An 18802-nucleotide genomic window follows, 5' to 3' on the forward strand; every position below is an offset into this window, starting at 1 on the left:
CCTGCTCGCCTACTCGTTCCCCTCCCAGTAATCGCGGCTCTCGCCATCACGTCCGACATAACGGAACAGGCGCGGTTTTCCGTCCGCGCCCGGACCAAGATCGGCGACGACGCCGAAGTTGCCAGTGTCGGGGTACTCCACGAGATCAGGCGACATCCGTGTGCTCACGGACAGCACTTTGAGCTCGGTGGTCTCGGACGTATTGATGAACTGGTGCGCCGACTCCGGCCCGGAGGGCGGACACGCGATCATGTCGCCGCGCCGGATCGGGTGTCGCTCCGCGCCGAGACGCATCTCGCCCTCGCCTTCGAGCACGAAAAACATCTCCTCGTTCACGCGGTGGGCGTGACAGGGAAACGCGCGCTTGCCGGGCGGGATGATCGTCACGTTGTACCCGAGCTTCTGCGCGCCGATCTGCTGTCCGACGAGGCTCACGCGACACGCGAAGCGCTCGCCGTTGCCCATCGGGAAATACTGGAGCTCGTCGAGGTTCTTGATGGGTCGGGACACGGGCAACTCCTCTCGTTATGGTTTGCCCTGCGGGTCTGTCACCGGATCTCGCACGGGTCAAGGCCAAAGCAAACGAGGGATCCGCGCGAATAACGCTTGACGCACGGGATCCGATTTGCGTTGGTGGGGCCGACATGGGAACCGTGGCCCACGCCTCGAACCGGAGCGAGCTCGCCGCCGCGATGAAGGAGGCGTTGAACCGCGAGGCGCGCCGGAACGAGATGCGCGTCGCGGTCGTCCGCATGTCGGCCTACTCGCTCGTGCTCATGCTCGACGTCACGCTTTGGGCCCGGGGCCTCAGGCCCGCGACGAACATCCGCGGCGGCGCGCTCTGGGTGCTGCTCTCGGGCGTGCTCCTCCTCGCGACCCTGCGGCTCCCGTACGGCCGCGTGTACTGGTTCATCGTGCCCGTCGTCGACTTCTTCCTCATCGACGGCATCCTCGACACGCGTATCGCGGCCCAGGGCGTCACGACCGCGATGGCCGCGGTCACCGCGCTCGCCTGCGGCCTCTTCGCCGCGACGGGCGGCATCCGCTTCGATCGCCGCGCGGCTGCGTGGACCACGTTTCTCGCCGTCGTCCTGCTCGTCCGCCTCCTCGGCGATCATGCCTCACGCGTGCACCTGCTTTACTCGGGCGTCGCGATCGTGGCGATCGGAATGCTCAACGTCTGGCTCGCCGATCAGGTGCGTCGCGCGATGGAGGCCACGCGCGGGCAATTGCTCCTCGATCGGCTCTTGCCGACCGTCGGGCGCGCGGCGCTCAAGGATCCGCTCTCGCTCCTCGATGCGCCGCGGTCCGTGGAGGCGACGCTCCTCGTCACGGACCTGCGCGGCTTCACGTCGCTCTCGGAGCGCATGGAGCCGAGCGACGTCTTCGAGATGCTGAACCAGCTCCAGGGCGCGCTCTCCGAGGCCGTGCACGCGTGCGGCGGCATCGTCGACAAGTTCATGGGCGACGGCATGCTCGCGGTGTTCGGCGCGACCGAGCCCGGCCACGACCATGCGCGCCGCGCCATCGAGGCCGTGCGCCGCATTCGCGCCGCGCTCGACGAGCAGAACCGCATCCGCTCGGCGGGCCTGCGAATCGGCATCGGCGTGCACTCGGGGACCGTGGTGGCGGGCTGCCTCGGCGGCGGGAGTCGGCTCGAGTTCACGGTCATCGGCGACGCGGTGAACACGACCTCGCGGCTCGAAGCGATGACGAAGGAAAAAGGCGTCGACGTGCTCGTCAGCGAGGAGACCGCGCAACGCGTGCCCGAGGTGACGTTCGAGGACCTCGGTATCGTGCCGGTGCGCGGGCGGCAGCAGGGGATCCGGATCTTCACGCTGAAGTCGTGACGTCGCCGCTCGTTGTGGCGTGCTAGCGTCGGCCCGTGCCTTTGCTCGTGTTCGAGATTGCCTGCGTCGCCGTCGTCCTGCTCGCGCTCGCGGCCATGGCGCGGAGGCGGCCGCCCGCGGATCTCTTGACCGATTATGCGGCGCTCGCCGTCGCGGGATGGATCGGCGAGGAGACGTGCGTCGCGTTTTACGAATATTACCATTACGCGATGGGGTGGCACGTCCGGCTCGACCGAGTGCCGATCCTGGTGCCGCTCATCTGGCCGCTCGTGATCCTCTCGGCCCGGGAGGTCGCGGCTTGCGTTTGGCCGCGGATCGAGCGGCTCCGCCCGCTCGTGGTGTTCGCGATCGTCGCGTTCGACGCGTCGCTCGTGGAGGTGATCGCGGTGCGCGCGGGGCTCTGGTCGTGGGCCGAGGCGGGGCACCTCGGCGTGCCGATCATTGGCATTCTCGGGTGGGGATATTTTGCGATTGGCGCGGACCTCGCCTTGTCGGGCCGGCTCTCGTCCGGGGACGGGCGAATCCGGCGCGCGCTCGCCACGATCGTCGCGGCTCCGCTCGTGGCGCATGCGCTCATCCAGATCACGTGGTGGGGGTTTTTCCGTTGGTCGCAGCGGGAAGCGCTCGGCGTGGCGTCGATCTGGGGACTCTCGGTGATTGGCGCGTTCGTTCTCGCATCCGTCGTCCTGGCGCGCCGTCGGGGCGGCGCGATTCCGCTCTCCGTCGCCTTGCCGCGTTTGGTCGCGGCGGGCCTCTTTTTCGTGCTGCTCCTCTCGACCGCGCCCGCGGAGCTTTCGCTCTGGCACCACACCGCGATCGTGGCGATCCCCTATTTCGCCGCGAGCGAGCTCACGCTGCGCTGATCAAAGAAAAATGTTCGCGGGCATTCCCGCGTGTTCCCAGAGCGCCGTACCGACGAGATAAAAAACGAGCTGGGCCGTGCCGAGGTGCGTGAGCACGATGCAATCATGCGAAGTGAGGCCTCGCCAGTAGCGGGGCCGATAAAACGCGAGCTGCGTCGCGGGCGCGGCCAGCATCAAGCCCTCGCGGACGCCGATCGAGCCGGAGACGATTCCGGCGACGAGAATGGCAGCCGCGCCGACGAGCAGACCATCGATGATCTGCCGCGCGCGGTGGGGCCCGTGCACCACGGGATACGTGGGGATTCCTTCTTGCCGATCCCCTTCGAGGTCACGCAGATCGTAAAGGATCTCGTACGTCAGCTCGAACGGAACGAAAAACAGTGCAAGGCAAACGACCCCGCTCCAGGGCATCACGCGCGCGCCGGGACTCGTGACGAGCGGATACACGAAACACGTGAGGACAAACAGGACCGAGGAGCCGAAGTTCTTGAAGAAGTAGATCTCCTTCAGCCGGGAGAAACCGCGCGGCGTGGGGACGATGTTGTAATTGTAGGCGAGGCCGATGATCTGGACGGCGATCCGGAACGGCGTGAGACCCGGCCAAACCAGGTGCGTCGCGACGAACGACCCGCCCATGAGCAGGACGGCGCCCACGGTGAGCAAACGCTTCTGGCGCGCGACGCGCTCGGTGCCGCGGATTCCGTTCTTGAGGTCCTCGTCGATGTCGGTGATCCGGTTCATCAGGTTGATGAGGAACCAGTCGAGTCCAACGACGAGGGCGACGAGCGGCAGGTAACGGCCCGTCATGAGCCATCCGAAGACGACGCACGCGGCCATGGCCACGAGCACGATGTGATATCGGGCGATCGCCAGCGCGTCGGCGAGCGCGGAGGAGGCGGGCGCGAGGGCGGCATCGGACATCGCCGCCCCTTCTAGCATTTCTCAGGGCAGCGCGAGGATCCCGATCGGCCGCGCGAGCCTCGCATCCGCGTTCACGAGCACCGCGCCCGACTGCCCCGACGCGGGCAAGGGCGTCCCATCGGCCTCGAAACGCAACACCGTCCCCGGGTTGCCCTTCGCTTCGTCCTCGTCGAAGCCGACGGTGAAAATACGCCCGCCGTCGCCCAAGCTCACCCCGCCGAGGTAATTGCCGCTCGGCGTGCTACCCGTGTAGTTCGTGGAGATCGTGCCGAGCAACATCCCCGTCGTGAAATCGTAGCGCCGGATGTCGTTCGCGTAATCGCTGACATAGAGCTCGCAGAGCCCAGCGTTACAATCGGGCCCGTACGCGAGGCCGAGCAGGCTGATGTAGCCGTGCCCGGCAGGCGAAAGGTCGGGCTGGTCGACGAAAACTTTCATTTCGCCGGTCGTGACGTCGATCTGCAAGACCTGGCTCGGGAGCCCCGGGAACGTGGGCATGCCGTTCTCGGCGACGGAGCCCTCGGTCGTGACGTAAAGTTTTTCGTCGGGCCCGAAGAGCAGCCCATTCGGCCCGTTCAGGCCGCCGGGCATTCCATTGCCCTCCTTGAAGACGTCGATGAAATCGCCGGTTTTCCCGTCGTAACGAAGGATCTGGTCCGTGAGGAAGCTCGAAACGTAAAGCCTTCCGTCCGGCCCGAAGGCGATACCATAAGGACGGTGCAGGCCGCCGCCCTTCGCGAACTCGCCGTAAAATGCGCCCGTCGAGGAGTCGAACCGCAGGACCGCGGAGTTTTCGGGCGTATCGCCGCTCGCGATGTAGAGGTCGCCCTCGGGGCCGAGCGTCATGGCGTCGGGGTGGAAGAGGCCGCCCGTGCCTTTCGGAATGAAAGCATCGACGAACGCGCCCGTGTCCTGCTCGAATCGAAGGACATCGTCGCCGCGGCTGTTCGCCACGAGGAACAAAGGCTTGCGCGGCACTTCGCCGCCGGTCGTGCTCGGGCCGCCTTCGTCGTCCCCGCAGCCCACGAGGGCCGAGAAAGCGAGGACACAGGCGACCTTACCAAGGGTTCGCAGGGGAAGTCGCATCACGTGAGCATATCGGCAGCGGCGCCGAGGCTCAATGGCGATGGTGGACGAACACGCGGCCGCCCGTGCGACGGCACGCGCGCGGAGGTCACGTTCGCCCCCGCGCGCGGCACGTCAGCGGCGGAGGAACGCCGGCACGCCCTCGACATCGAGCGTCGCCGAGAGCTGCTCGCATTTGCCGGTGTCCTCGTTGTATGCGAGGTCCGTGTTTGCGTCGAGCAGGAGCTTGATCTGCGGGAGCAGATCCTCGAGCCCGTCGCCGTCCTTCACGCCGTCGATGATCTCCTGCGGCAAGACGCCACCGCCGAGGATGCCCTTGAGCCTGTGCTCCTCGTCGATCGTGAAACGGAAACGCGCGTCTTGCACGTTCAACGTGAACGCGACGTCGAAAATCGCGAGCGGAATCGCGAGGGCGAACGGGCCGGTTTCGAGCACGCCGTTCTCGATGCGCGCATTCATGACGTAGCTGCGGCTCGCCGCCGGGTCGGGCTCGAACGTTTGATACGCCTCGATGATGCCGTCCGTGCCGAGGGTCGGCCGCTTCTTCACGCCGACTTGCACGCCGAGGTTCACGCAGGTGTCGTTCGTGAAATCGTCGACGTTCTCCATTTCCATCAAGATGACGAGCTGCCCGTCGTTGATGGACCCTTGCAAGAGCCCGTCGATCGCGTCGCCGACGAACTTTTCCACTTCAGGGACGAGCGGCGCGAGCTGGTTGTCCACGCCGCTCCGCCCGTCGGCATCGGTGAAATCGGCCTTTCCGCAGGAGAGCGAGTCGGTCGAATCGCTCGTCCGGCCGTCGAGATCGAAGCCGGGCGCCACGGTCGGCGAGACCAGGCGCGAGAAGGCGAGCTTCGTCGTAATGGCGCCGTACGTCTCGCCGGTCGTGCAAGCCGCGGCGCCGAGCGCCTCTTCCTCGCCGCAGCCGACGAGGAAGAGGCCGAGGGAGAGCACGGGCAGGAGCCTGGAAACAGCTTTCGTCTTCATACCTCGATCGCCGTCAAGCTGGTGGTCGCGCGCGCATCGCCCTGGCCGAAGCTGTCGAGCGTCATCCCCATCGCCCGCGCGAGCGAGAGGAGCACCTTGCTCGCGTTCTCGGCCGACGGAGACCGATAATGGAGCCCCGTCTTGAGCGCCCCGTTGCAGGTCCCCGCGATAAGGATCGGATACTCTTCGAGCAGGTGCGATTTGCCGTACGAGCAATCGCTCGTCCCGAGGATCGCGCAATGGTCGAGCAGTGTGCTGTCGCCCTCGGGGACAGCGGCGAGCGCCTTCACGAGGTAAGCGAACTCCGAGATGATGTAGAGCAAGATGCTCTGCACCTGCGGCTGGTCGCCGGGTTCGTCGTGGGTGAGCTGGTGATGGCCGGCGGTCGCCCCGGGATAAAGCGGATTGCCGACGGGGCTCGAGAACCACTGGCTGAACACGCGCGTCTGGTCGCAGGCGAGCGCCATGACGAGGACATCCACCATCGCCCGCGAAATCTCGGACATCGGCGGCCTGCCGTCCACGTCCGGATACTCGTCGAGCGGCTTCTCGGGCACCATGCACGCCGCGAGGCTCGGCGGATTCTGCTGGAGTTTTTCGATTTGCTTTTCGAGCGCGCGGATGCCGTCGAGGTGCTTTTCCAGGCGCTCCTTGTCGGTTTGTCCGAGGACTTGCTGGAGCGATGCGGCCTCCTCCATCACCCCGTCGAGGATGCTCTGCCGCAGCGGCAATCGTGGATCGGGCATCGGCGTGCTGCCGGGCATGACGAACCCGTCCACGAAGACACGCTGGAAGAGCGCCGCGGGCGAGTTCTCCGGCGGGTTCACGCTATGCGGCGCCGAATAGGAGAGGCTCCGTCCGCCGGGCTGGACCGCGAATTCGAGCGAGCGGAAGCGCGTGTCCTGTCCGACGGCCTCGGCGATCACCTGATCGATGCTCGGCTGGGTGAACGTCTGGAGCTCCGTGCCATTGTTGAGCGGCGCGGCGCCCGAGAGGATGCCCGCCGACCCCGAGAAATGCGGCACGGTGTTCCCGGTATACACCTTCATGCCGGTGATGACCGAGAGCTTGTCCTTCACCTCGGCGAGCGGCGCGAGCGTGGGAGAGGGCTCCCAGGTCGGCCCCGTCCCCTTGGGTACCCAGAAATCGGGCAGGGTGCCATTGCCCCAGAAAAATATTCCGAATCGCTTCGGCAGGGCGTCGCCCCCGGCATAAGCCGTCCCGTTCGCGTTCAAAAAAATCTCGAGCGCCGGCAGCCCGATGGCGACCGCCGCGCCCCCGAGCATGCCCCGGAGCATCGTCCTTCGGCTGAGCTTGGTTCGCTTCATGGCATGATCCCCTTCGTCACCGGTGGTCAAGGCTTGTGCGCGAGCCGGAAACCCGGGCTCGTCGCGATGAACGAGAGAAGCGACTTCACGCGATGCCCCGCCGCGCGGAAATCGTAGGTGAGGGTGTTGATCGCGGCGGTCTCCTCCTTCGTGGGCTCGAACGCCGTCGCATACGAATAAAGCTTGCGCACGAAGCAAGGCGCGACCTTGTCGCTGTCGTGAACGCGCAAGGCGAGCTCGCGCGCGTTCGCGAACGCCACGCCGTCGAGGTTGCCGGACGGGTCGATCACCGCGTCGGTCTCCTTCAAGCGGAACCGGCCAATCCCATCGAAGTTTTCGAGGCCGAGGCCAATGGGATCCATGAGCGTGTGGCAAGCCCGGCAGGTGGGATCGGTGTTGTGCTGCGCGATGCGCTCGCGCAGGGTCCGCGCCTCCGTCGAGGCATCCGGCAACCCCGTGTTCACGTTGACGGGCGGCGGCGGAATGCCGTCGCAGAGCAGATCTTCGCGGACGAACTTGCCGCGGAGCGTGGCCGACGTGGACCGCGGATGCGAATGCAAGGCGAGGATGCTGATGTGCCCGAGCAGGCCGATCCGCGGCGAATCCGCGGGGAAGTCCACCTTGCCGAAGCCCTCGTCCGTCGGCGCGGGCACGGCGTACATGGAGGCGAGCTTCGGATTCACGAACGTCGTCCGCGTGAGGAAGACGTCGCGGTAATCGGCGTCGAGGTCGAAGACGAAGTGCTCGAAGACCCGCAGTGTCTCCTCGCGCGCGGCGGGGCCGACCTCGGGGCTGTAATACGTGAAGACCGTGGGGTCCTTCGAGAGCGCGTCGAGATCGCCGAGGTGGAGCCAATCCGTGACGAACGCCCGCAGGCCTTCCCTCGCCCGCGGCGATTCGATCATGCGCACGACCTGCTCCGAGAGGCCCTCGTCCTCCGTGAGCTTTCCGGCCTCGGCCGCCGCGAGCAGCTCCTCGTCCGGAATGCTGTTCCACAGGAAAAACGAGAGCTTCGAGGCCATTTCGAGGCTCGTGTAGCGTCGCTTGTCCGGATTCTTCGGGTCCGGCTCGCCGACCTGGGGGCGATAGAGGAAATTCGGCGACTGGAGCATCGCCGCAAGGGCAAACTCGATCCCCTTGTCGAAGCTGCCGAGCGTGGTCGCCGCCTGCACGAGGAGCCCGCCCAGCCGATCGACCTCCGCGGCCGCAAGCGGACGGCGGTAGACGCGGCGCCCGAGCGAGGCGGCGAATTTCTTCGCGCAATCGAGGTCGTTCGTCCCCGCGGGCGCACACGGGAGGACCGAGGCTTTCCGTGCCGGGTCCGAAACGACCTGCTCCGCAATCGCGAACGCGGCTTTTTCGTATCTTTCGACGCCACGCGAGGAGATGGTGCTGACCGACGAGCCGAGCGTGACGAAGCCGTCGAGCGGGGCATCGGGCTCGATCGAGGTCGGCACGTTGATGTCCTCGCCGAAGAGGTCGCGGATGGCATTGCCATACTGCGCGACCGTGAGGCGCTGCGCCCCCGTCTGCGCGGCGATCTCCGGCATCGGCGGACGCGGCCCGATCCCGCCGCTCGGCGGGGGCGCCTCTTCGCTACACGCGACGAGCGAAGCCGCGAGCGCCGCGGGGAGGAGCGCCCGGGAGAGATAGGTCGTTTGGAGAGGTTCGTCCCGGAATGACATCGCACACCTCATTTGTGCTGAAACTTGACCTTCGGCGAGAGGACCTCGGTGCCGTCGAGGATCTTCTGGACCCTGTCGCTCGTATCGCCGAGGATGTGCCGGCGCGCGAACGCGAAGGCATACGTGTTCACGAGCCGCCAGCCCTCGTACGAATCGAACTCCTGGCAGCCGCCGAGCGCGAAGAGCTGGTGGCATCCGCCCTCGAAATCGAGCCAGGTGAAATCGATCGAGGTCACGCGGGCAAACACGTTCTCGGCGCCGACAGGATCGAGCGACCCGCTCATCTGCATGTAGGGCTTCTTCACGGAATCGTACCCATCGAACCCGAACCAGCCCGGCTCTTCGTCTCCGACACCGCTCGCCATCGGAATGCCCGCCTTGACGCGCGCATCCCCGAGCCCCTCGCCGAAGACGGCAATCTGCTCGGGCGTGCAAGGCTCGGAGAACTTCGTACCGTCGTCGCACATGGCCTGAATCGCGGCGAGATCGTGCGCGGCGCCGCCGCTCGCCCACGCCGTGCGACCGCCGAAGCTATGCCCGGAGAGCAGAACCTCGTCCGTGCGGCATTTGCCGGCGAGCGGATCCTCCGCGGGCAGCGCCTCCAGGGCATCGAGCGACGCTGTCAAATCCATCGAGCGCCAAAAGCTGATGGTGAGCGGCACGGTATCCTCGTGCTCCGGCAGCGTGTTGCCCTTGTGATCGGGCGCGATCGCGACCCAGCCGTGCGAGGCGAACCAGTGCATCATGTCGGAGCTCGTCCCACCGAACCCCGAATACCCGTGCGAATGCAGGTGCACGGGGTATCCCGCGGCCTCCATCGGCGGCGCGACGCTCGCGCCCTCGAACACGTCGTCGTCGGGGAATACGTTCAGGTACTTCGGCGACGTACCTTCCTCGTCGAGCGTGGGATACCAGAGATTGATGCGGATCTCCCGCGGCCCCTCCACGCCCTTCGGCTGGTACGTGTGCAGAAAGGAGCGATAGCCGACCCGGAACGGGCCGATTGCATCCACGGGGTAGTCGAGCAGGCCTCCCTCCGGCATCTTCGGCCCCGTGTCGGGGTTTGCAGGAGGGGCTTCCGGCGAGCATCCCGACAAGAGCGATACCGCTCCGATTCCGAGCGCGAAGAGACGCCCGGCCTGGCGGAAGGCAGAGAAGGATACCACGACGCCCATTGGATCACGAAACCGCCGAGAATGCTACTCGTTTCTTCGCGCCGAGGCTCCTCCGTAATGCCGGCACGTGGGAACTTTCCAGCGCGGCCCTCCCGTTGTAAGATGCGATCGTGTCCGACGACGTCCTCGGCCGCCTGCTCGCCGTTCTTCGGGTCCCGCGCGCCGAGATCCGCGCGGCGTACCGCGTGGGCTCGCGCGTGTACGGCACGGCCGGACCGGCCTCCGACGAGGACTTCCTCGTGGTGCTCGGAAAGCCGGGGCAAAGGCAAGACCTCGCCTTCGCCCCAGGCCTCAACATCGTGATGCACGGGGTCGCGACGTTCGAGGACGCGCTCGAAGACCAGAGCGTCTTCGCGCTCGAATGCCAATTCGCGCCGCCGGCGCACGTGCTCGTCGCGCCCCGCCCGCCGTTCCGGTTCACGCTCGACCGAAAAAAACTCGCGTCCTCGGCGATCGGTCGATCGACGGCAGACTGGCAGAAAGCGAAGAAGCGCTTCGTCGACGAGCCCGGCCCGTCCCGGAAGAAGGCGTTTCACGCGCTGCGCGTGCCGGTCTTCGCCTTGCAGGTCGCGAAAACTGGCAAGATCACCGATTACGCGGCCGCGAACCACTTTCTCGCGGAGCTCTGGGAGGGGCCCGACGACGATTTCGCGTGGTACGAAGAGACGTTCGGCAAGGCGCGGGAGGCGCTCTGCGCCGAGCTCACGAAGCTCGGCGGGAAGCGGTAGTCGCCCTACTCGGACCGGGCGAGGCGCTGCGGGACGATCGCCTGGTGCAGCCAGTGCTCGTCCGTCTGCACGTGGCCCTTGCGCACCCACTTCGCCACGCATCGACCAAATGCGTTGTCGGGGAACTGCGAAGCCACGCGCACGACGACGCCTTCGCGCGGGCCGCCGAACGTCGAGGGCTCGCGTGAGAGTCGATCGGTGAGCGCACGGAGCTCGTCCAGCGACGAGACCACGCCGCGGAAAAGCACGGGCGCCGTGGGAAGGCCGAGGTCGGTCGCCTGCGCCGTCACCATGTCCCAGTCCCACCAGATGCCGGCGGCATCGTCGCGCACCCCGAAGACGAGCGAGTAATCGGGGAGTTTTTCGTACGCGATCGAATGCACGGCATAACAGTACTCGCAGAAGACAGAGATCCCATCGGAGAGCATGTGGCCGATGCGGGCGTGCGTGGCCTTCGCGAGGTCGAAGCTCGGGTGCGCGGGCGGGCCGGCGTGCGAGCGCGAAAAGACGTTCTTCCGCGTGTACGTCAGGTTCGAGCCGTCGCATTTCTCGGTCGCGACGATCTCGGCGCCGACGAGCGCGGACACGTCCGACATGCGCTTGTCGTCGGACGTCCCGCCCGGCGACCACGGGAGGTGGAATGTCCTCGGGTACTTTGCAGACACGACGAAGAGCAGGCTAGCACAGGCGTCCTCACCCGTGCTATGGTGGCGCCCCTCCTTTCTTCGCGTCACGAGTCCCGCCATGTCGCTCTCCCTCCTCACCGAGCCGCCCCGGCCGCCCGCTTTCCGTGTGCCCTGGGACGAGCTGCAGACCTTCGAATGGGTCCGCGCGCTCGAACCTTGCCCGCAAGACCCCATTCACCACGCCGAAGGCAACGTCTGGATTCACACGCGCATGGTGCTCGAGACGCTCGTGGCCATGCCCGCGTGGCGCGCGCTCTCGGCCGAGGATCAGGCGGCCGTCTGGCTCGCGTGCCTCTTGCACGACGTGGCGAAGCCGTTCACCACGAAAGAAGAGCCGGACGGGCGCATCACGGCGAAGGGCCATTCACGCGCCGGTGAGATGCTTGCGCGCAGGCTGCTCTGGGAGCTCGACGCGCCGTTTTCGCTGCGCGAGATGGTGTGCGGACTCATCCGCCACCACCAGATCCCCTTCTATCTGATCGAGCGGGATGACGCGCAGAAGCTCGCCGCGGAGATCTCGCTCGTCTGCCGCGCCGATCTGCTCGCTCTCGTCGCCGAGGCCGACATCCGCGGCCGCGTCTGCCAGGACATGCAGCGCATCGTCGACAACATCGAGCTCTTCCGCGCATTCTGCGTCGAGGAGGGTTGTTATGACAAACCGCGCGCTTTCCCGTCCGATCACACGCGCGTCGTCTACTTCCGCTCCGAGGGGCGCTCGCCCGACGTGCCGATCCACGACGACACGCGCAGCGAGATGATCATGATGTGCGGCCTGCCCGGCGCGGGGAAGGACACCGCCATTCGCGAGCGATTCGCGGATCTGCCGGTGGTGTCGCTCGACGAGCTCCGCCACGAGCTCGAAGTCGAGCCCGACGAGAACCAGGGCGCCGTCGTACAGGCAGGTAAGGAGCGCGTGCGCGAGCACCTCCGGCATGGCGAGCGGTTCGTCTACAATGCAACAAACCTGAACCGGCAGCGGCGCGGCCCGCTGCTCTCGCTCGCCGCCGATTACGGCGCGCGGGTGTGGATCGTCTACGTCGAGGCGCCGCGGAGCACGCTGCTCGCGGGCAACCGCGCTCGCGCCGCGCGCGTGCCCGAGGCCGTCATTCGCCGCATGAGCGAGCGATGGGAGGTCCCGAGCCTTCTCGAAGCGCACACGCTCGACATCGTGCTCCGCTGAGCCGGCTTCGGCGTCAGCCGTGCCGGAGGAGTTGCAGCTTCAGGGTGGTGACCGCGACGCCCGCGATCACCACGGCGCCGATGAGCACATCAACGCCGAGACCCCAAAAGCCGAGCGTCGCGCCCCGCGGCGTCGATCGCTCCGAAGGTTTCGAGGAACCAACCGTCAAGCCATGTTTTGCGCGCACGATCCCCTCCCCGGGATCGACTCATCTCACGAGGCGCGCGTCCCTGGCTATCAGGTGTTTCCCTGATTTATGGGTCCTCACTCTTTCTCGCACTGGAGGAGCGCGAGCATCGGCATGTCCACTTCGGACGGCTCCGTCTCGACCGCAAATTCGTACGTGCCATTCTTGGCATATCCGTCCCCGCAGCACCCGCCCGCGAGCGCGATGCCGTGCGAGGGCGTCTCGAGCGTCGACGAGACCGCGTGACCGTGGGAGCGGAGCGCGGGGCTCGTGAACGGGTCGCCACCGAAGGGCCGGTCCGCGGGCGCATCCTGTGGCAATCCAACGAGGAGCCTGCCCGTCGTGCCTTCGGCCGGCTTCCAGCCCGCGGGGCATTCCGGAAGGTCGAAAAACATGAGCAAACGCGACGGCAAGGGCGTGGCCCGCTTGACGGACGGCTCGTTTTTTCTGCAAACGAGGAGCTGGACGTAGGGGATATCGTCGGACGCGAGCTCCGACGTCGTGGCAAACGACACGGCCCCGGCCTGCCCCACGCCGGCATTTCCGCCGCCGGGCGCGCCGACGTACGAGACAGCCGGGATCTCGACGGTCGCCGCAATCGCGTGCGAATGCGTCCGTTCTTCCTGGCTCGCGAGCGGCTCGCCGACGGTCGCTCCGCTCGGAAACTCTTCACTCGCCGCGACGATCGTGCGCCCTGTGGCGGGCTCGTAGGGCTTCCATCCCTCGGGGCAAGCGAGCTTCTTGAAAAAGGAGACGGCGCCTTCCGGAAGCGTGTCACCACGGAGCGGCTGCGGGCCCGGGTCGGTGGCGATGGGCACCCCGGTCGTGCCATCGCCGCCCGAGCAACCCCAAAACGAGACGAGCAGCAAGGAGACGAGCGTAACGCGTGTTTTCATGGCTTCACGCACCCCGCGATCTGCATGAACGGTAACCCCGAGGAGACCTTCGTGGTGGTGCCCGCGAGCGGATACGTCCCCGCGGCGGCGCCATTCTGATTGCCGCCGTTCGCCGCGGCGATGTTTTTCGCGACCAACGTGACCTCGCCCGCATAGGCGTGCTCGTGCATCCGCTCCTCGCGATCGGTGAGCGGCGTGCCGACCTCGAGGCCCACGTCCTCCGGATAGATCGCGCCGACGACGACGCGCCCTCCGACGTCGTACACGGTCACCCAACCCGGCGGACACGCGCCCCCCGCGACGAACGCGACCATGCCCGAGGGCGCGCCGTCGTCGGGCGGCGTCTCCCCGGACGCCCGACGCGCCTGCCCGAAACCAAACCCCACGACCAGCGCGGCGATCGCCGTCGCCGCGGCCCATCTTCGTCGAAACGACCTTCGTTGAAACATGCCGAGACCGTTGCAAGGCGCCCGGCGCGCGTCAATCCGTCATTTCTTTGCCGCGAAGAGCCCCGCATTCTCGAGGAGCGCCGTGATCTCGGCGCGCAGCGGCCCGAGCATGGGCGACGCGAGCAGCGGCCCGAGCTTGCAGACGAGGTCGAGCGAGCCGTCCACGAGCGCGCGGGTCTTCGCCTGGTCCTCGGAGGTGTCGTTCACGAAGTAAAGGAGCAAGCCGAGGTGCAGCGTCCAGAGCGCCTGCGCGAAGAGAGGCCGCGTATCCTCGGGGATCGATTCGTCCTTCCCGATCGCGTCGGCGAAAATGGCGATGGCCTGGCGCCGCACACCCTCGGTTTCCGCGCTGAAGACCGAGGTCGGCTCGTCGGCGCCGAGCGTGCTCCGCAGAATGGCCCGGAGGAGCTTGCGGTCCTCCTTCAGCATGTCGATCTTCGCGTGCATCACGGCTCCGAGCCTCGATCGCAGATCGGGCAGGCGTTCGAGGGCCTCGCGCGATGCCTCCGCGTGCGCGTCCTGCTGGCGCGCGTAATACGCGAGCACGAGGGCCTCCTTCGAGGGAAACCAGTAATACGCAGCGCCGAGCGAGAGTCCGGCGGCGGCGGCGATGTCGCGCATCGTGGTCCCGTCGAACCCTTTTTCGCGAAAGAGCCCGAGCGCGATCGAGAGGATGTGCTCGCGGCTCGCCTCGCCGCTCGGACGGCGCTTGCGGGTGTTCATCGGTAATGCCCTCCGGCGTACCGTACCCGGCAGCTCCCGCCGGGGCAATCGTCCGGCGCGACCCACGCGGCGATCGTGCGGCGCTTGCTGGAGAGCGCGTGGAAGAACCGCTCCGCGAGCGGGGCGAACGTCGGCCCGGACAGGCGGTACGACCAGGGCCGCCATTCCACGAGCGCCCACAGGCAAAGCAGGAACGCGGCCGCGCCCGCCCAGACATCGCCCTCGTCGCTCACCACGACGAGTTCCTGGCCGAGCCATGGCACCCCGGCATATCGCCGTTTGGCTTCGTCGCTGCCGCAGGCGAGGAGTTCCAGCTCGACATACGCCTCCTGGGTGAGGAGCCAATCGCGGCAACGCACGCAGAGCGCGCAGGTTTCGTCGAAAAGGACCGTGAGCCGCTTCATGGGAAAACCTCCTCGTCCTCGTTTGTCGCGGGAGGCCTTTCACTCGGCGCCCGTGTGGACCATTTTGAGCTGGGGGACGACCGGAGGCGGCAGCACGGCCATCTGGGCGCGGCGGCGCATGCGGTGGAAGAGGTACACGTTGAAGAAGTGGATCACGCCGAGCGACAGGAGCAAAAGCCCGAGCTTGGCGGCGAGGATCTCGATGGCCGAGATGATGTCCGTCGCGCGCTCCGCCTTCATGATGAGGCAAGCATATCCGAAATTGAGCAGGTAGAAGCCGACGACGAGCAGTCGATTCACGGCCTCGGCCATTCCGGGATTGTCCTTGAAGACGTCCGCGAGAAACACCGCGCCGCTGCGGAACAACGTCCGCGCGAGCCCCACCGTCAGCCCCACGCTGGCCAGCGCATACGCCGCATACACCGGAACCAGATACGACGCCGCATTCATCATCGTGCTCTCCATGGCGTTTTCCTCCCTACACGTCGGCTCGCCGGAGCCCTCCGGCAAGAACCGAGTTTGAACATGTTCAGATGATGGATGCAGACACGCCGCCGGTTAAGAGCAAATCTGAACACGTTCAGACACTCTTGCAACGCATCGAAACCATTCGGTTTCATGCGAAAACGACGAGAGACAATGTGGGCGGTTGTGCGACAGAGTCGCAGGGCGGGAAGGCGGGGGCTCAGCGGACGCGGGCGGAGTTGATCACGACGGGCTCGAGCGGCGCGTCTTTCGAGAACGGGCCTCGCTTGCCCGTCTCTTGCGAGACGATGCGGTCGACGACGTCCATGCCGGAGGTGACCTGGCCGAACACGGTATACCCCCAGCCAGAGTCGGTCTTGGCCGTATGGTCGAGGAACGCGTTGTCGGCGACGTTCACGAAAAACTGCGCCGTCGCCGAGTGCGGATCACTCGTGCGCGCCATGGCGACGGTGCCGCGCGTATTCTTGCGGCCGTTGTCGGCCTCGTTCGTGACAGGCTTGTGCGTGGACTTCTTTTCATACGTCGCGTCGTATCCCCCGCCCTGCGCCATGAAGCCCGGGATGACGCGGTGGAAGATGGTCCCGTCGTAGTGCCCTTCGTTGACATACTGAAGGAAATTCGCGACGGTCTGCGGCGCGGCCTGGGGGTCGAGGGTGATCTCGAAGGAGCCGTGGTTCGTATCGAAGTGGACGACGTTGGACATGAAGCGGACCCTATCACGGACGCCGCGCCGTCCGGAAGCCTACGATAGCGGAATGTTCAGCCCGCGTATGGCCAGGACGATCGTGGGCTCGTCCTCGCCCACGGCGAAGCTCGTCTCGATGCGGAGCTCGGCGACATTGACGACGGGGAGCGGCTTCGGGACGACATGGTTCCACGCGCGGATACTCGCGGCCTCGAAATGCGCGTGCAAGCTGCCCGACGTGCCAGGGCCGAGCGGAAGCTCGAGGTGCTGCATGAGGTACGTCCAGTACCGAAATCCGCCGGTCGCGCTCGAGCTGAAGGCCGTCGGCATGACGACGTGCAGGGTGGCGCTCTCCACCGCCGAGCAGCGCGCGCAAGACGTGCGGTAGGCATACGCGAGGCCGCCCGCGAGAGGTTTTACGGTCGTCTGATAACGACGGAGCGCGAGCCCCTTGCACGTCTTACCATCGAGCCAGGCCTCGAGGACTGTGTATCGCGGCCCCTCCGGCCGCGACGCTTCGAGCAAATACGTATCGACGCCCCGCTCGCCCTTCTCGGGGCCACACGCCATGGCGATCGGGGAGGCGTCGTCCGACTGGAGATAACGGAGCCACTGGTTCGCCTGATGATCGCCCGGGTACTGGCGGTCCCGGCTCCGCAGGACGACGGGATTGCCTTTTTCGTTGGTCATGCGCGGCCGGGGCAAACCGCTCCAGTCCATCGCAGGGCGCGAACGTTCGGCGTCGGGCAGCGGATTCGCGTTGCCCTGACCGTCGTAGTTCTCGGCTTTCCATTCGACGTCGGGCTCGGCTTCGACGCTCGGGATCTCGGCGAGGCGAAGCACCTGGAATCGATAAGGCTCCTCGGCCTGTGCCGGAGTCGCGGCCAGGCCGAGCGAACACGCGAGGGCAAGGGCCGGAAACACGATGCTCGTTTTCATCACAGATCCTCCAGGTACGCCTCGAGCGCGTGGAGCTCCTCGTCCGAGAGCGAGCCGGTATGGCCCATGGTGCCGTCCACGCCCCGCAAAAGGTCGCCGAGCGTGGCATAACGACCGTCGTGAAAATAAGGCGCCGTTCCCCCGACGAACCGGAGCGAGGGTGTATCGAAGGGGATATGGTACGGCGAGCGCGCGACGTCGTACGCGGATCGATCGGTGCCGCCGCCCGGATGGCAGGTGGCGCAGCCCTGCCGTGAATCGTCGAAGAGCTCGCGTCCACGGGCGACGAACGCGCGCCGTGCCTCGTCGGGCTCGGCACGCACGGGCGCGGGCATCACCTTCAAGTAAGCAATGAGCGCATCGAGGTCGGCGGAATCGGCATCGCTGAAGACCCCGCGCCCCGCGAGGCGCTTCATCGTGCGGCCGACGTGGTGGCGAAGCGTGAGGGTCTCGCCGCGCCAGCCAAACGGCGCGCCCTCGTTCATGCGGCCCGCGAGCATGATCGTCTGGTGCCGACCCTCGGGCGTTTGCCAGGTGATGCCGTCCTCGCGCCCGTCGATATGGCAGCTCGCGCAGGCGCGGCCGTCGCCCGAGATGCGCGGGTCGTTCGTCGTGTGAAACAAGATACGCCCGCGCGCCTCGACGGCCCCGAGGCCGGGAGGCAATTCCTTCGAGACGACGATTTCCGCGGCGGGCTTGGTGGCGGCGCCTTCGTGCAGGTCGAGCACGCTCACGGCGGCGGCGAACTGGGACCAGACCACGGCGCGCTCGCGGCCCGGTTCGGCTGCGACGCCCATCGGCCCGGCGGGGACGCGGAACCTTCGACGCTCGAAACGCATCGGGTCACGCGCGCGGGCGTCGAGCTCGAGGACGGCGTCGACGCCGAGGCAGCCGAGGAGAAGGCGATCGCCGGCGAGCGCGGCGGCGCGCGGCAAGGTGCAAGCCGTTTCGCGGAAATGCTCGAAGACCGAGAGATGAAGCCCGAGCAGATCCTCGCTCGTGGTATCGACGACGGCGACGAGCGGCGCTGCGGCGAGGAATCGAGAGCCATACGTCTCGGTGGAGATGCTGCCCGCGTCCTGGTCGACACTTACCATGGGAGCGAGCAATCGTGTCACGCGCTCGGGGTTCGTCCCGACGAGCGCGGTCAGGACGAACCCCTGACCGGTATGGCGAGAGGATTTTTCTCCGTTGTGCCGACGTAGATCGACGGACCTACGTGCGTGGAGCGGATCTTCGAGGTCGACGATGGAGATCTCGTCGCCGATGGCGTGGGAGACGAAGGCGCGGCGGCCCGAAGGCTCGACGTAGACGGCGCGGGGCTCGCGCGGCAAAGGCACGGCGTAGCGCGGTTCGAGGGTGTCGCCCGCGAATGCCGTGAGCGCGTGGCCCCAGCCGCTCGTCACGAAGACGGTGGACTAACAATCCCCCGGCAAAGCCGGGGGGTTTCGATGTGTGAGCCGCTAAAAGCGGCTGATTTACGGGCCGCTCGCGAGCGGCCTTCGGAGCCACCTTAAGGTGGCGCTCGATCCTACAGGAGGCGG

Annotated in this window: 21 protein-coding genes; 4 read left to right on the forward strand and 17 right to left on the reverse strand. The window is 66.8% G+C overall.

Features of this window, described 5'->3' with window-relative positions; translation table 11 throughout:
• Positions 1 to 9 precede the first annotated feature (9 nt).
• The gene (locus tag KEG57_RS14925; RefSeq protein WP_272420484.1) at positions 10 to 510 is read right to left on the reverse strand and encodes a cupin domain-containing protein; all 501 of its coding nucleotides are present in this window, start codon (positions 508 to 510) and stop codon (positions 10 to 12) included.
• Positions 511 to 644: 134 nt separating this feature from the next.
• On the opposite strand from KEG57_RS14925, the gene KEG57_RS14930 reads away from it, so the two are divergent.
• Both KEG57_RS14930 and KEG57_RS14935 read left to right on the forward strand, forming a co-directional pair.
• Positions 645 to 1850 (forward strand): adenylate/guanylate cyclase domain-containing protein, encoded by a 1206-nt coding sequence (locus tag KEG57_RS14930; RefSeq protein WP_272420485.1) that lies wholly within the window; start codon positions 645 to 647, stop codon positions 1848 to 1850.
• 35 nt (positions 1851 to 1885) lie between these two features.
• A complete protein-coding gene (locus KEG57_RS14935) occupies positions 1886 to 2713 on the forward strand; it encodes a carotenoid biosynthesis protein (protein WP_272420487.1) in 828 nt (275 codons plus the stop codon).
• Here KEG57_RS14935 and KEG57_RS14940 read toward each other — a convergent pair whose 3' ends face one another.
• The 6 genes from KEG57_RS14940 to KEG57_RS14965 all read right to left on the reverse strand — a co-directional run bounded on the left by KEG57_RS14940 (position 2714) and on the right by KEG57_RS14965 (position 9886).
• Positions 2714 to 3634, reverse strand: coding sequence for a UbiA family prenyltransferase (locus tag KEG57_RS14940; protein WP_272420488.1), 921 nt, complete (start codon positions 3632 to 3634; stop codon positions 2714 to 2716).
• A gap of 21 nt (positions 3635 to 3655) precedes the next feature.
• Entirely contained in the window at positions 3656 to 4720 is a 1065-nt protein-coding gene (locus KEG57_RS14945; RefSeq protein ID WP_272420489.1) for a Vgb family protein, read from the reverse strand.
• Positions 4721 to 4834: 114 nt separating this feature from the next.
• Positions 4835 to 5707, reverse strand: coding sequence for a hypothetical protein (locus tag KEG57_RS14950; RefSeq protein WP_272420490.1), 873 nt, complete (start codon positions 5705 to 5707; stop codon positions 4835 to 4837).
• A complete protein-coding gene (locus KEG57_RS14955) occupies positions 5704 to 7035 on the reverse strand; it encodes a DUF1552 domain-containing protein (protein WP_272420492.1) in 1332 nt (443 codons plus the stop codon). Before KEG57_RS14955 ends, KEG57_RS14950 begins: the two co-directional genes overlap by 4 nt.
• 26 nt (positions 7036 to 7061) lie before the next feature.
• Positions 7062 to 8720, reverse strand: coding sequence for a DUF1592 domain-containing protein (locus KEG57_RS14960; protein WP_272420494.1), 1659 nt, complete (start codon positions 8718 to 8720; stop codon positions 7062 to 7064).
• An 8-nt stretch (positions 8721 to 8728) separates the two neighbouring features.
• Positions 8729 to 9886 (reverse strand): alpha/beta hydrolase family protein, encoded by a 1158-nt coding sequence (locus tag KEG57_RS14965; protein ID WP_272420495.1) that lies wholly within the window; start codon positions 9884 to 9886, stop codon positions 8729 to 8731.
• 119 nt (positions 9887 to 10005) lie between these two features.
• Between KEG57_RS14965 and KEG57_RS14970 the strand changes: the two genes are divergently transcribed.
• Positions 10006 to 10623 carry a nucleotidyltransferase domain-containing protein gene (locus KEG57_RS14970; RefSeq protein WP_272420496.1) on the forward strand — a complete coding sequence of 206 codons (618 nt, stop codon included), beginning with the start codon at positions 10006 to 10008 and terminating at the stop codon, positions 10621 to 10623.
• A 5-nt stretch (positions 10624 to 10628) separates the two neighbouring features.
• Here KEG57_RS14970 and KEG57_RS14975 read toward each other — a convergent pair whose 3' ends face one another.
• A complete protein-coding gene (locus KEG57_RS14975; protein WP_272458568.1) occupies positions 10629 to 11288 on the reverse strand; it encodes an RNA ligase family protein in 660 nt (219 codons plus the stop codon).
• A gap of 79 nt (positions 11289 to 11367) precedes the next feature.
• Here KEG57_RS14975 and KEG57_RS14980 point away from each other — a divergent pair, with 79 nt between their 5' ends.
• Complete coding sequence (locus KEG57_RS14980) at positions 11368 to 12489, forward strand: AAA family ATPase (RefSeq protein WP_272420500.1); 1122 nt, start codon at positions 11368 to 11370, stop codon at positions 12487 to 12489.
• Positions 12490 to 12502: 13 nt separating this feature from the next.
• Here KEG57_RS14980 and KEG57_RS14985 read toward each other — a convergent pair whose 3' ends face one another.
• The 9 genes from KEG57_RS14985 to KEG57_RS55580 form a co-directional block, all read right to left on the reverse strand.
• On the reverse strand, positions 12503 to 12676 hold the full coding sequence (locus KEG57_RS14985; protein ID WP_272420502.1) for a hypothetical protein: 174 nt from the start codon (positions 12674 to 12676) through the stop codon (positions 12503 to 12505).
• A 77-nt stretch (positions 12677 to 12753) separates the two neighbouring features.
• A complete protein-coding gene (locus tag KEG57_RS14990) occupies positions 12754 to 13572 on the reverse strand; it encodes a hypothetical protein (RefSeq protein ID WP_272420503.1) in 819 nt (272 codons plus the stop codon).
• Positions 13569 to 14021, reverse strand: a complete 453-nt coding sequence (locus KEG57_RS14995) for a hypothetical protein (RefSeq protein WP_272420505.1) — start codon at positions 14019 to 14021, stop codon at positions 13569 to 13571. Before KEG57_RS14995 ends, KEG57_RS14990 begins: the two co-directional genes overlap by 4 nt.
• A 39-nt stretch (positions 14022 to 14060) precedes the next feature.
• On the reverse strand, positions 14061 to 14744 hold the full coding sequence (locus KEG57_RS15000) for a TetR/AcrR family transcriptional regulator (RefSeq protein ID WP_272420507.1): 684 nt from the start codon (positions 14742 to 14744) through the stop codon (positions 14061 to 14063).
• A complete protein-coding gene (locus KEG57_RS15005) occupies positions 14741 to 15148 on the reverse strand; it encodes a thiol-disulfide oxidoreductase DCC family protein (RefSeq protein WP_272420508.1) in 408 nt (135 codons plus the stop codon). The genes KEG57_RS15000 and KEG57_RS15005 overlap by 4 nt, the downstream gene beginning before the upstream one ends.
• Before the next feature lie 39 nt (positions 15149 to 15187).
• Entirely contained in the window at positions 15188 to 15613 is a 426-nt protein-coding gene (locus tag KEG57_RS15010) for a hypothetical protein (RefSeq protein ID WP_272420509.1), read from the reverse strand.
• A gap of 220 nt (positions 15614 to 15833) precedes the next feature.
• Positions 15834 to 16337, reverse strand: a complete 504-nt coding sequence (locus tag KEG57_RS15015; protein ID WP_272420510.1) for a peptidylprolyl isomerase — start codon at positions 16335 to 16337, stop codon at positions 15834 to 15836.
• Positions 16338 to 16376: 39 nt separating this feature from the next.
• Entirely contained in the window at positions 16377 to 17258 is an 882-nt protein-coding gene (locus KEG57_RS15020) for a hypothetical protein (protein ID WP_272420512.1), read from the reverse strand.
• A complete protein-coding gene (locus KEG57_RS55580) occupies positions 17258 to 18664 on the reverse strand; it encodes a c-type cytochrome (protein ID WP_272420514.1) in 1407 nt (468 codons plus the stop codon). Before KEG57_RS55580 ends, KEG57_RS15020 begins: the two co-directional genes overlap by 1 nt.
• Positions 18665 to 18802: the final 138 nt, after the last annotated feature.

It is taken from the genome of Polyangium jinanense, assembly GCF_028435365.1.